This is a genomic window from Aerococcaceae bacterium zg-252 (genome assembly GCA_016237705.1).
GTDB lineage: Bacteria > Bacillota > Bacilli > Lactobacillales > Aerococcaceae > Globicatella > Globicatella yangjingiae.
Genome location: CP066204.1, coordinates 250319 through 264505 on the forward strand (window position 1 = coordinate 250319; position 14187 = coordinate 264505).

Consider the following 14187-nt stretch of genomic DNA (forward strand, 5'->3'; position numbering starts at 1 on the left):
CTAGGATATAGTGTGGGTGCACGCACTGTAATTCGAACTGCTATTTAAATGCTTTAATCATGTACTGTGAGACATGGAAGTATCGTAAAATCAATAATACTAAAGATGCAATATATAAACTATTTTTTTGTTGTATCTTACTATTTTACGACCAGTCACATAGTTTGTGGCTGGTTATTTTGATTTGATGTTAAGCATGGCGGTTAATTGTGAATTGTTGTTCAAAGTGGAATCGAGTGAGTTAAGTTTTTAGGTTTAGGAGGAAATAATAATGGATACAACTGTTAAAATTGCTGGTCGTACATTTGACCACTGTGTAATGAATGCTGCAGGTGTTATGTGTATGACAAGTGAAGAATTAATGCAAGTCGCACAATCTGGTGCTACAACTTTTGTTACTAAAACAGCAACGCTAGAATCAAGGGAGGGTAATCTTCAGCCACGGTACTTCGATTTTGCGACGAATAGTATTAATTCAATGGGACTTCCGAATCATGGAATCTCGTATTATTTAGACTTTTTATTTAGCGAATCAAAAGAACTACAAGCTAAACGTTTCCTATCTATAGCACCGTTACATCCGAAAGAATTACCTGTTTTACTGCAATGTATTTCTGAATCTAACTTCCTTGGTCTAGTGGAATTAAATTTATCTTGCCCTAATGTGTCAGGGAAACCACAAATTGGTTATGATTTTGAACAGACCGATCGGCTATTGTACACTACTTTTTCGCAATATCATTCGCCGATAGGTGTTAAACTACCACCATATTTTGATATTGCACATTTCGATCAAATGGCAGAAATTTTAAACCAATATCCCTTAACATTCATTAATAGTATTAATAGTCTAGGAAATGGTATTGTTATAAATGGGAATAGTATGGCAATACACCCTAAAAATGGATTCGGAGGCATTGGTGGCTCTATCATTAAGCCGACGGCTTTAGCTAATGTGCATGCTTTTTATCAACGACTTAATCCTGATATTAAAATTATTGGCACTGGTGGGGTAACGTGTGGTCGAGATGTGTATGAACATATTTTATGCGGTGCTCATCTAGTACAGGTCGGTACGGCTTTGCATCAAGAAGGTGTATCTGTATTTCAACGATTACGACGAGAACTACAAGATGAAATGACTCGGAATAATGTTCATTCCTTTGATATGTTTCGTGGCAAAGTGAATTATATTTAAACTATTATCTGATTTTGAAAATAAATGATAAAACAGTCCAAAAATTGATTAGGTTATGTTAAAGGTAACTTTCTTGTGTATTTAACTTAGAAATTGTGATAGCATATAATAGAATATAGTATGGCGAAGGTGCTCGAGCTTGAAGCACTGGAGTGCGAGAAACGCACAGAAGTGACTTCTGAAGTGGACGTCAAGCCAACCAGAGTGAACCAGAATAATATAGTGTGACAATGAGTGTTATGAAATGGACCACTGGAGCAGAGGGCGTAGAAGTGAGGTAGCACTTCAAGCTCTATGCGAAGTGGACGCCATTTCAACTCATTGGAGCCAGAATAGAGGTGAGTAAATGTTTGCGAAAGTTATTGTTGATATTCCAGTTGCACAAGTAAATCGTGAGTTTGACTATGCAATTCCTGAAGAGTGGGAAGAGATTATCACATTAGGAATGCGGGTACAAGTGCCTTTTGGTTCACGACAGTTATTAGGCTTTGTCGTTGGTTTTTCTAAAGAAACAGACTTTTCAGGTGCAGTAAAGCCAATTACGCAATTGCTAGATTATCAGTCATATCTCAATGAAGAATTAATTGAATTGAGTCATTACTTAGCTGAACATTTACAGTCATTTCGTATCGTTGTGTTACAGGCGATGTTACCTAATTTATTGAAAGTCAAATACGAAACAGTGTTTACTGTATTAGAAGATTCATTACTTTCACCGGAAGCAAAGGCAGTGTTTGGAGAAAAACGTGAAATATCACGAGAAGTATTAGACGCAGCCTTATCACTGAAACAAATTCGTATCTTGATTGATAGTGGTGCGATTCAATTAGTGTATCGAGTGCAAGATAAGAAGAGCACGAAAAAGGAATATTATTATCAATTAACGCATTCAAGTCAGCAATATCTTGAGTTGCTTGAAACGACACGAAAAAGTGCAACTAAGCAGCGAGAATTATTACAATTTTTGAGCGAACAAACAGAGCAAGGTGAGTTGAGTGCTGCACAAATACAAGCTGCTACTACCGTAACGGCAGCTATTATGCGAACGGCAGTGGATAATCAGTGGATAAAAAAAATGGAACGAGAAGTTTATCGTAATCCATTGGCCAATCGACATTTTGAACCAACCGAGCAACGAACATTGCGACCTGTTCAACAAGCAGCATTTGATGCAGTCGCACCGATGATTCAACAACGAACGGCTACCACATTTTTATTGGAGGGTGTAACCGGTAGTGGTAAGACGGAAGTGTATTTGCAATTAATGGCAGCTGCACGCCAACAAGGGAAATCAGCATTATTATTAGTACCGGAGATTGCGTTGACGCCACAAATGGTCGAGCGTGTAATGGGACGTTTCCAAACTGGTGTGGCAGTATTACACTCGGGTCTGTCTACGAGTGAAAAATATGATGAGTGGCAACGTATTATTAAAGGTGAAGCAACGATTGTCGTTGGAGCTCGTTCATCGGTATTTGCCCCATTAAAAAATTTAGGTATTTTAATTATTGATGAAGAACACGAAACGACGTATAAGCAGTCGGACAATCCACGCTATCATGCTAGAGATGTAGCGATTTGGCGTAGTCAGTATCATGGCTGTCCTGTTGTGTTAGGAAGTGCCACTCCGTCTTTAGAAAGCCGAGCACGCGCCCAAGTCGGTCGGTATCAATTGATTAAAATGAGTGAACGTGCGAATTTTTCTAATTTGCCGTCTGTTACATTGATTGATATGACCAAAGTGTTAGGGCAAGAAACGATGACCGAAATATCGCCTTTATTACTCGATAAAATGAAAATGGCGATTGAACAACAACATCAAGTAGTTCTATTATTGAATCGACGAGGCTATGCGTCCTATTTACAATGTCGTGAATGCGGACATGTGATTCAGTGTCCACGTTGTGATATTTCGTTGACGTATCATAAACACGAACATTCGATGAAATGCCATTACTGTGACTATCAACAATCAGTGCCGTACCAGTGCCCAGCGTGTCAAAGTCAGCATTTACGCTTGCAAGGGTCTGGTACGCAAAAAATTGAAGAAGTATTACAATCTTTATTGCCGCAGGCACGTATTTTACGAATGGATAATGATACAACGCGACGTAAAGGTGACCATGAACGGATTTTACAACAGTTTGGGCAACGAAAAGCAGATATATTATTAGGAACACAAATGATTGCTAAGGGGTTAGATTTTGAAAATGTAACGGTTGTCGGTGTGATTAATGCCGATACGGCGTTAAATATTCCTGATTTTCGTGCAGGGGAAAAGACTTTTCAATTATTGACGCAAGTGGCTGGACGTACTGGTCGTGGTGCATTAGCAGGAGAAGTATTCATACAAACGTATAATCCGGAACATTATGTGATGCAGTTGGTGACACAACATGATTATGAACGCTTTTTCCAATATGAGATGAAACGCCGTCATATCGGTAATTATCCACCTTATTATTTTACGACGCTTATTACCGTTTCTAGTAAAAATGCTGGTAAGGCAGAACGTAAAATTCATGAGATTAAACAACAACTCAGTCAACCAGTATTAGAACAAACAAAAGAATTATTAATATTAGGGCCAACTCGTGGGGGAATTGCACGAATTAATGAAGTGTATTATTACCAATTACTGTTAAAGTATAAGGATAAGCAATTAATTCAATCAGCGATTAATCAGTTGGTGCAGTCATCACAAGCGGAGGCACAACAGGGGCTATATGTGACGGTAGACCACGAACCCTATCATTTTATTTAGAAGTTTACTTAAAGGAGCAGTTTTAGCATGCAAAACATTATTTTTATGGGAACACCGCAGTTTTCAGCGACTGTTTTAAAAGGGATTTTATCAAAAGGATATAATGTCTTAGCAGTTGTGACGCAACCAGACCGTCCAGTTGGACGTAAGCGAGTGATTACGACGTCCCCAGTTAAAGAGGTTGCCGTAGAAAACGATATTCCAGTGTATCAGCCGGAAAAATTAAGTGGCTCACCGGAAATGGCAGAATTATTAACATTAGATGCTGATATTATTGTGACGGCTGCGTATGGGCAGTTTGTCCCAACTAAGTTGTTGAAAGGATTTCGTTTTCCAGCAATTAATGTTCACGCATCTCTATTACCGAAATATCGTGGGGGTGCACCGATTCACTATGCTATTTGGCAAGGTGAAAAAGAAACCGGTGTTTCCATTATGTATATGGAACGTGAAATGGACGCTGGTGATGTGCTGGCACAACAAGCTACACCGATTGGCGAGCATGAAGATGTCGCTGATTTATTCGAGCGTTTAGCGATTATCGGTCGAGACTTATTGTTAGATACTTTGCCACCATTATTCGCTGGTACGATTACATCGCAACCACAAGATGCAACACTTGTGACGTATTCGCCAACGATTTCCAAAGAACAAGAACAAATTGATTGGCAGACATCTGCACAAGCCGTACATAATCATGTGCGTGCCTTTCGACCGATTCCGTCGACTTATACTTGGTGGAATAATCAGCGATTAAAAATATGGGCAGGACGACCGGTTGAGTAACAAGGGCTAGAGCAAGCGACTGTGGGAACGATTGTTGCAGTGAATGAGGAACAATTATTGGTTCAATGCGGTGAGGGTATCTATGCGATTGAATCACTGCAACCAAGTGGTAAAAAGCGTATGGACGTTCCAACATTTTTGAATGGAGTCGATGTGGATAGTTTAATCGGACAACGCTTAGGAGTTCAGCCTGATGAAAATTAAAAAACGAAGTGAGCAACAGTTATCACAATCGGCTCGTTGGCAAGCACTTGTTATTTTGCATCAAGTGGAATATGAGGCAGAATATTCTAATGTGCTCATTGACCGTTTTTTGTCGGATACTACTTTATCGGATAAAGACCAGCGTTTATGTGTTCAGCTTGTCTATGGTGTGATTCAACGACGTTTGACTTTAAATTATTATTTAGAACCCTTTATTCGCGGTAAAAAAATTGATTCATGGGTGGAAAGTTTATTACGTTTGAGTATTTATCAAATCGTTTATTTAGATCGTATTCCACAACATGCGATTGTAAATGAAGCAGTGAAAATAGCGAAAACTAATGGGCATGACGGACTAGGAAAATTTGTTAATGCGGTATTACGTCAGTTTTTACGTGTGTCATTGCGTGAATTACCAGAAAAACAATCAAATTATGCGGAGTATTTAAGTGTAGCGTATAGTATGCCACAATGGTTAGTGACTTCTCTATTAGAATGGTTAGGTGGAGATGAGCAAGTAGTCGAGTTACTATTGGCGAGCTTGTTGGATAATCCGTATTTGTCGATTCGTATAAATGGACAGCCGGAGGAACGTGAACGCATTCAGCAACAGTTATCACAAGAAATGGTTGATACGACAGTGAGCGAATTATCACCATTTGGCTTACGTGTAGCAAAAGGTAATGTGGTGGATACAAATAGTTATCAAGCAGGAACGATTACAGTTCAAGATGAATCGAGTATGTTAGTAGTACCACTTGGTCGCTTGAACGGTAATGAAAAGGTGCTCGATGCTTGTTCGGCGCCAGGAGGTAAAGCTACCCATATTGCACAATTATTGAATCAAGGTGGGCATTTGACTGCATTGGATTTATCGGCAGCAAAATTGAAAAAAGTCGAGCAACATTTAGTGCGAATGGGTTTAAGTCATCGAGTGCGTACTTTTTGTACTGATGCTGAAAAATTTTTCCCCGAACCAGGTGAATTATATGATACAATATATTTAGATGCGCCGTGTTCAGGTTTAGGGTTGATGAGACGTAAACCTGAAATTAAATATGAAAAATTTGCAGCAGATATTGTTGAGTTAGCAGCTATTCAAAATCGTTTGTTAGACCATGTAGCAACGTTGCTAAAACCAGGTGGAACTTTGATATATAGTACCTGTACAATTGCACCATTGGAAAATGCTCAGCAAATCGATAAATTTTTAATGAATCATGCAGATTTTGAAATAGATCGAATTGATGAGACCGATAATCTTCCGTCAGAATTAATCAATGGACAGGGACAGGTTGAAATTTTACCACATCAATTTGGCACAGACGGTTTCTTTATTTGTCGTTTAAAAAAGGCGTCATAATGAATATAAAATTGAAAAATCAGTGTGAGGTGACAGAATGAAGATTAAAGTTCACTCCAATATCGGTCGTCGACGGAGTTCTAACCAAGACTATGCCGATTATTTTAAAAACCAACATAATCAAGTGTTATTCGTGTTGTGTGACGGTGTTGGTGGACATCAAGCTGGTGATGTAGCAAGTTTAAAGACAACTGAATTTTTAGGAGAGCGGTTTAAAAATTCTGCAGAAAAATTTACATTAACTTCGATTCAAACATGGTTAATGGAACAAATTACTGCCGTTAATGAATACATTTATCAAGAATCGATTCGTCATAGTCAATTAGGTGGTATGGGCACAACGTTAGTTGTAGCGATGGTTGTGGACGGACATTTAGTAGTTGCGCATGTGGGTGATAGTAGAGCATATGTTTTTGCCAAAGATGCGTTGACACAAGTGACAGAAGACCATTCGCTAATAAATGTCTTAATTAAATCAGGAGAGATTACGAAAGAAGAAGGACAGTTGCATCCTCAGCGTAATGTGGTGACACAATCGATTGGTGGCACTCAAACGGTGGGAACGGATTTAACAGTGCTCTCATTGTCCGATGTTGAGGTGCTATTATTATGTTCTGACGGCTTAACAAATATGGTAGATAACGATACCTTATTGGAAATGTTTAAAGTGTTTCGCAATGATGATGATTTTCCGGACAAATTAATTCAAGCAGCAAATGATGCAGGGGGAACTGATAATATAACAGTTATTGTGGCATCTGACCTTGACGTGACGGAGGTGGCATCATGATAGAGATTGGAGAAAAGCTATCTGGACGTTACCGAATTACTGACGTAATTGGCCAAGGTGGTATGGCGAATGTGTTTTTAGCCCATGATTTAATTTTAAATCGAGATGTGGCAGTGAAAGTACTTCGTTTTGACTTTCAAGATAATCAAGATGCGATTCGCCGTTTTCAACGTGAAGCGATGTCTGCAAGTCAATTGCTGCATCACAATATTGTTGAAGTATACGATGTCGATGAAACGGATCAACAACAATATATTGTAATGGAGTATGTTAAAGGAACGGATTTGAAATCTTATATCCAACAACATGCACCTTTATCGTTAGAATTAACGGTATCGATTATGAGTCAAATTTTGTCAGCGATTGAAGTGGCACATAAAAATCGTATTATTCACCGTGATATTAAACCGCAAAATATTTTGATTACTGACCAAAATGAAGTGAAAATTACGGATTTTGGGATTGCGATTGCGTTATCGGATACGAGTATTACACAGACGAATACTTTATTAGGTTCTGTGCATTATTTATCACCAGAACAAGCTCGGGGAAGTAATGCTACAACTAAATCAGATATTTATGCTTTGGGTGTTGTATTATATGAATTGATAACAGGTTCAGTGCCTTTCAATGGAGAATCAGCGGTATCGATTGCATTGAAACATTTTCAAGAAACTTTCCCACGTGTAAAAGATTCAATGGATTATGTCCCACAAAGTTTGGAAAATGTTGTCTTACGTGCGACTGCAAAAAATCCAGCAGACCGTTATGAATCAGTTGAAGAGATGCACCAAGACTTAGTCACTAGTTTGAGTGCTAATCGCATGAATGAAAAGGTGTTTGTACCGAGTAATTTAGGTGATACGGTGGTGTTAAAACCAATCAAACCGATTACGTCAGCTAAAATGGTGCTAGATGAGCAAATTGAGGCACCTGAAGCGTTAGAAGAATCTTATTATCAAAACTTTGATGAAGTAGCTCCGATGGAGCCAGTGCGTAAAAATTATCGTTTTATTCGTTGGTTAGTAGGAATACTCATGCTGATTGTAGTGGCTTTAGGTGCTTATTATGTGTATGCTCAAACTACACGATTTGTTGTTGTGCCAGAGGTTTATAATTTAAGTCAGGCAGATGCAGAAGCGTTGTTAAAAGAAAATAATATAGAAGTGGACAGCGTAGTTCACCAATGGAATAACAGTTTATCCCAAGGAACGGCGATTGAAACAAAACCAGAAGCTAATTCACGTGTGGCAAAAAATAGTAAAGTTCAATTAATCGTGAGTAATGGTAAAGAACAAGTTGAACTAGGGGATTATGTGGGGCAACGGTATGAACCGATTCGTCAACAATTAACAGATGCGAATTTTATTGTGGATAGACGTGGAATGGCGACAACAGACCCTAATCAAGTCGGTGTCATTTTAGCCCAAAGCGTTAAAGCAGGTTCGAAAGTTGTGCCGTCGGACACAACGATTACGTTTACGGTTGGGCAAATGTCAGATTCGGTTACAATGCAGAATTTTGATAATTTACCATTAGCTATGGTTGAAAAATTTGCAGAAGAGTATGGCTTGAGTGTTGATGTAAGTTATGAATTTGATAATTATGTACCTGAGGGGCAAGTGATTAGTCAAAGCCCGGCTAATGGAACGACATTAGTTGCAGGAGATGTCATCTCTGTTGTCGTTTCAAAAGGGGTCGAAGAAGAAGTCATTGTTCCAGTGCGAGAAAATATTACAGTGGAATATTTACCGCGTTATGCAGAAGATGATACGAATATGGAAAAACCTTTACCAAATCGAATTGATATCTATATTGGAGATACACGCAATAGCATTAATACGATTAATCGTAGCTTTGAAATTACAGAAGATGTTCCGATTCAATTGTTATTGTATATTGCAAACAATGGTGTTGGACAATATCGTATTGTGCGTGACGGAGAAGTATTTCTAGAAAGTAATTCTGTTTATCCGGAATAAGTGAGTTTTTGACGGATACATTAGTGTAATTTAAGTATTACTAGTCGAGGTGGCGATGAAGTTAGATAGTTAAATCGAACTTCACCCACCTTTTAGAGTATCTAAAAGTAGATGACAGATTGTGATATAGAGAAAGTATTACCTGTAAAGAAAGGAGCATTCCTTGAGTAAAGAAGTAAGAAAAGGATTGATTTATCAAGCAATTAGTGGTTTTTATTATGTTTGGTCGCAAGAGGAGTCTTTTGCAACGAAACCACGAGGGAATTTTCGTCACCAACAAATTAAACCATTAGTGGGTGATGAAGTGGAATTTGAAGTAGATATTGAAGATGAAAAATCAGAAAGCCGTATTATTAAAATATTGCCACGAAAAAATTCGCTTGTGCGTCCACCCGTTGCGAATGTCGATTATGCGCTAGTCGTCATGTCACTAGTTGAGCCGGATTTTTCGTATAATTTGCTAGACCATTTTTTAGTGTCATTGGAGTCAAATCACATTTCACCGTATATCATTTTGACAAAAAAAGATGTTTTGGTTGAAAAACGAGGTCAAGAAGCAGCTGATGATTTAATCAATGATATTAGACAAGTTTACCGTACCGCCAAGTATCCTGTGCTTGTTAAAGAAGAAAGTAATCAGTTTATCGAGCAATTAGCTGGTCATGTCGAGTCAGGTATTTATATTGTAATGGGACAATCAGGAGTAGGAAAATCAACCCTTTTAAATCAGTTGTTGCCAAATAGTGATATTCAAACGGCTGAGATTAGTGATTATTTGAATCGTGGACGACACACAACACGTGAAGTGACCCTGTATCCATGGAATGACGGCTTGTTAGCTGATACACCTGGTTTTAGTGCTATTGAATTTCCGGAAGTGGAAAAAGAACAATTAGGCGAATATTTTCCTGAAATTTGGCAGCAAAGTCAGCATTGCCGTTTTAGAGGTTGTCTGCATATAAATGAGCCGAATTGTGCAGTTAAGCAGGCAGTGGATTTAAATGAGATTGCTGTTTCGAGGTATCAAAATTACTGCCAAATATTAGAAAAAATAGAACAAAGAAAACCAATTTATCGCAAGAAAAAATAATGGACGTTGGAGGAGAATACAAATGAAAATAGCACCATCAATGTTGAGTGCAGATTTTACTGGATTATTAACAGAAATAAAAGAAATGGAACAATTAGGTGCTGATTACTTACATATTGATATTATGGACGGCAATTTTGTACAAAATATTTCGTTTGGTCCAATGGTATATCAATGGTTGCGTCCACATACGGAGTTAGTATTTGATGTACACATGATGGTTCAGCAGCCAGAACGCTATATTGAATCGGTTGCCCAAGCCGGTGCTGATATTATTAGCGTTCATGTGGAGGCGACTAATCATTTATATCGAGTGATTCAACAAATTCATCAATTAGGCAAAAGAGCCGGTGTCGTTATCAATCCAGGAACATCAGTGGCTCAGTTGGAGGCTGTTTTATCGGAAGTGGAATTAGTCTTGGTGATGACGGTTAATCCAGGTTTTGGTGGTCAAACATTTATTGAATCGACAGTAGAAAAAATTGCACAATTAGCTGCGATTCGTAAAGAAAAAGGCTATCAGTTTGAAATTGAAGTTGACGGTGGTATTAATCATGAAACAGGTAAGCGATGTGTTGCTGCCGGAGCAGATGTGTTAGTAGCAGGTTCATACTTATTTAATGCAGATAATCGACTACAAGCGATGCAAGCACTCAGACAAATTGAGGCATAATTAATATGAAACGAGTACTCATTTGTGCCGGTGGGCCGCAACCAGCATTTGTTAAAGTTGTGAGAGAACAGTATGATTTTTGGATTGGGGTCGATAGAGGGGCACTAAATTTAGTAAATTCAGACTTGCCTTTAGATGTGGCTTTTGGGGACTTTGATTCGGTATCGTCAGAAGAATTTGAGCTGGTTCAAAATAGAGCAAGACAATTGTTTCGCTTTAATGCTGAAAAAGATGATACGGATTTACAGCTTGCACTGATGTATGTTGTTGAGCAGTTTCCTGAAGTGGAAAGTATTCATATATTTGGTGGATTAAGTGGTAAGGGACGTGTCGACCATTTGATTGCGAATACTTGGTTTGTGCACGATTCACGCTTTGCCTCTGTTATCGAACGTATTCGTTGGATTGAGTCGAATCATGAGATGTGTGTTTATTTACCAGGTGTTCATCAGATAAAAAATGAGTTGGATTATCGTTATTTATCAATTGTTTCGCACACACCGGTTCAGCAGCTGAAGATTGAGGGGGCAAAATACGTTTTACCAGCAACGGACTTTGATGAGCCACGTTCGTTGATTAGTAATGAATTTTTACTGGAGCAATCGATTGTTACGTTGTCGTTTGAAAAAGGAATTATGACAGTGTGGTTTGTTGCAGATGACCACTAAGCAATGTTTTTTTGCGAAAAAAATTGATAGTCTAATAAAAAAAGTGTAAAGTATCTTGCCTTTACACTTAATCTGTGGTAAATTTGTAAGGTATGAAAAAAGCAGAGACAAATGCTCCTGCAAAATAAAGGAGGAATTACGATGGCTAAAGTATGTTACTTCACTGGTCGTAAAGCAAGATCAGGTAATAACCGTTCACACGCAATGAATTATAGCAAACGTCGTTTCGGCGCTAATTTACAAAAAGTTCGTGTAATGATTGATGGCGAGCCTAAAAAAGTTTGGGTTTCTGCTCGTGCTTTAAAATCAGGTAAAATCGAACGTGTTTAATTAAATGACTATTTGAACTGTTGACTGTAATTGGTCAGCAGTTTCTTTGTTTTTAGGGAGCAAATATCTGAATTTAGGATAAAGAATAAGGTGAGATGAGTTGAGAGTAGTGTGTTGAGTTCTGCAGAAAAAATAGCCATTAGTTATTATTTATGGTAGAATAACGATGATTAGATAAAATTTTGCTAAGGAGGTAGTTGAAATGGCGATTAAAATTCAAACTCCAAATGGACAAATTACATTAGAACAAGATGTCATCGCAACCGTTGTAGGTGCAGCTGTAACAGATAATTATGGTGTTGTTGGCATGGTAAGTAAAAATGTTATTCGTGATAATTTTACTGAAATTTTGAAAAAAGACAATTATGCTAAGGGTGTTGTAATTTCGCAACAAGGTAATGAAGTAGCAGTTGATGTTTACATCTTAGTATCTTATGGTACAAAAATTTCAGTTATTTGCCAAAATATTCAACAAGCAGTGAAATACAATGTAGAGCAATTATTAGGTTTTGAGATTAGTTACGTGAACGTCCATGTTCAAGGCGTAAAAGTCGTTGACTAGAACTTAAAATCGAGGAGGATTTCAGTGGAATTAAAACAAATTACAGCAGCAGAGTTTCGTGCAATGGTAATTGCCGGTGGACAACGCTTAAACGATCAAATGGAATTAATTAATTCATTAAATGTCTTTCCAGTTCCAGACGGTGATACAGGAACAAATATGAATATGTCATTTACATCTGGTGTGGAAAATTTAAAAGCATCAAATGCAACATCTGTTGGTGAATTAGCAGGTGCATTAGCTAAAGGATTATTAATGGGGGCACGTGGTAACTCAGGTGTTATCTTATCACAAATCTTTAGAGGTTTTTCACAGTCAGTAGCTGGAAAAGACGTCTTAGATGCAAATGATTTTGTAGCTGCTTTTGCTGGGGGAGTGGAATCTGCTTATAAAGCAGTCATGAAACCAGTTGAGGGAACGATTTTGACGGTTGCACGTGAGTCTGCTATTCGTGGTGAGAAAAAAGTTGCTAAAACGGATAATATTATCGAAGTAATGCAATCAATTGTTACTGGTGCAGAGAAGTCATTAGCAAAAACACCAGAACTATTACCAGTATTAAAACAAGTAGGCGTGGTTGATTCAGGTGGTAAAGGTTTATTATCTGTATATGAAGGTTTCTTAGCTGCCTTAAAAGGTGAGGCGGTTATTCAAGAGGGTGCAGCTGAAAAAACAGCTCATGCACACGCAATGTTTGAAGACGGTGCTGAGAACCCAATGACATTGGAAGAAATTACTTTCGGATACTGTACAGAAATCATGGTGCGTATCGGTGAGGGTCCAACAACGATTAAATCCTTTGATTATGAAGCGTTTCGTCAGACATTGGATAAAAAAGGTGACTCTTTATTAGTCGTAGCTGATGATGAAATTGTCAAAGTGCATATTCATACTGAAAATCCAGGTGAAATTATGCAATTAGGGCAAGAATTTGGTGAATTAATAAAAATTAAAGTTGATAATATGCGTGAACAAGTGCGTACCTTAGAAGCCAATGAAGCGTCGCAACAAGCAACGACAGCAGAGGTGGTTGCACCACTAGCACCAGCACCGGAATATGCGATTATTGCTGTGGCAGCCGGTGACGGAGTGACTGAGTTATATCGCTCAATGGGAGCAGAAGTATTATCCGGTGGACAAACAATGAATCCGGCGACAGAAGACTTTGTTAAACTAATTGAAAGTTCGAAAGCTAAACGGATTGTCTTATTGCCGAATAACAAAAATATTATTATGGCAGCTGAACAAGCAAGTCAAGTGGCTGAAGTGCCAACGATTGTTATTCCAACTAAAACAATTCCAGAGGGGATTGCGGCGTTAATGGCATTCAATCCGGAACAGGAAATAGAAGATAACTATACTGCTATGAATGCGATGAGCCAACAAGTGAAAAGTGGACAAATCACTTATTCAATTCGTGATACTGAAATTGACGGTGTAACGATTAAAAAAGATGATTTTATGGGTATCGTTGGTGGCAAAATTGTATTATCAATACCGAATCTTGCTGATACATTGAAACAAACATTAATGGTGATGATGGATGAAGACTCTGAAATCGTGACAATTATTGTAGGTGAAGAAGGCTCCACAGAGGAGGCTGAAACTGTAATTGCTGAATTAGCTGAGCAGTTTGAAGACGCTGAATTTGAAATTGTACAAGGTGATCAGCCTGTATATCATTATATTATTTCAGTAGAATAAGTGAGATAATAACGATTGATTAACAGATGTGGGATCGGAATGCAAAGCGAGTATTGCTTGTATTCTGCTCCCT

11 protein-coding genes and 1 pseudogene are annotated in these 14187 nt (G+C 38.2%); all 12 read left to right on the forward strand.

From position 1 onward, the window contains the following. Nucleotides 1-268: 268 nt before the first annotated feature. The 12 genes and pseudogenes from JDW14_01290 to JDW14_01345 all read left to right on the forward strand — a co-directional run bounded on the left by JDW14_01290 (nt 269) and on the right by JDW14_01345 (nt 14114). Nucleotides 269-1198: a dihydroorotate oxidase gene (locus JDW14_01290; GenBank protein ID QQD66468.1), complete on the forward strand. Its 930-nt coding sequence runs from the start codon at nt 269-271 to the stop codon at nt 1196-1198. Between the two features lie 346 nt (nt 1199-1544). Continuing rightward, a complete protein-coding gene (priA, locus tag JDW14_01295) occupies nt 1545-3962 on the forward strand; it encodes a primosomal protein N' (protein QQD65785.1) in 2418 nt (805 codons plus the stop codon). A gap of 27 nt (nt 3963-3989) precedes the next feature. Beyond that, nucleotides 3990-4952: pseudogene (locus JDW14_01300) on the forward strand (methionyl-tRNA formyltransferase). Continuing rightward, the gene (gene rsmB, locus JDW14_01305) at nt 4942-6315 is read left to right on the forward strand and encodes a 16S rRNA (cytosine(967)-C(5))-methyltransferase RsmB (protein QQD65786.1); all 1374 of its coding nucleotides are present in this window, start codon (nt 4942-4944) and stop codon (nt 6313-6315) included. Before JDW14_01300 ends, rsmB begins: the two are co-directional and overlap by 11 nt. A gap of 37 nt (nt 6316-6352) precedes the next feature. Then, nucleotides 6353-7105 carry a Stp1/IreP family PP2C-type Ser/Thr phosphatase gene (locus JDW14_01310; protein ID QQD65787.1) on the forward strand — a complete coding sequence of 251 codons (753 nt, stop codon included), beginning with the start codon at nt 6353-6355 and terminating at the stop codon, nt 7103-7105. Continuing rightward, complete coding sequence (gene pknB, locus JDW14_01315) at nt 7102-9087, forward strand: Stk1 family PASTA domain-containing Ser/Thr kinase (GenBank protein QQD65788.1); 1986 nt, start codon at nt 7102-7104, stop codon at nt 9085-9087. Before JDW14_01310 ends, pknB begins: the two co-directional genes overlap by 4 nt. Nucleotides 9088-9250: 163 nt before the next feature. Next, nucleotides 9251-10177, forward strand: a complete 927-nt coding sequence (gene rsgA, locus JDW14_01320) for a ribosome small subunit-dependent GTPase A (GenBank protein QQD65789.1) — start codon at nt 9251-9253, stop codon at nt 10175-10177. A gap of 22 nt (nt 10178-10199) precedes the next feature. Then, nucleotides 10200-10850: a ribulose-phosphate 3-epimerase gene (locus JDW14_01325; GenBank protein ID QQD65790.1), complete on the forward strand. Its 651-nt coding sequence runs from the start codon at nt 10200-10202 to the stop codon at nt 10848-10850. A 5-nt stretch (nt 10851-10855) separates the two neighbouring features. After that, entirely contained in the window at nt 10856-11518 is a 663-nt protein-coding gene (locus JDW14_01330; GenBank protein QQD65791.1) for a thiamine diphosphokinase, read from the forward strand. A 141-nt stretch (nt 11519-11659) separates the two neighbouring features. Continuing rightward, nucleotides 11660-11848 carry a 50S ribosomal protein L28 gene (locus JDW14_01335; GenBank protein ID QQD65792.1) on the forward strand — a complete coding sequence of 63 codons (189 nt, stop codon included), beginning with the start codon at nt 11660-11662 and terminating at the stop codon, nt 11846-11848. Nucleotides 11849-12050: 202 nt separating this feature from the next. Next, entirely contained in the window at nt 12051-12410 is a 360-nt protein-coding gene (locus JDW14_01340; GenBank protein ID QQD65793.1) for an Asp23/Gls24 family envelope stress response protein, read from the forward strand. Nucleotides 12411-12434: 24 nt separating this feature from the next. Continuing rightward, a complete protein-coding gene (locus JDW14_01345; protein QQD65794.1) occupies nt 12435-14114 on the forward strand; it encodes a DAK2 domain-containing protein in 1680 nt (559 codons plus the stop codon). The last annotated feature ends 73 nt before the right edge of the window (nt 14115-14187 follow it).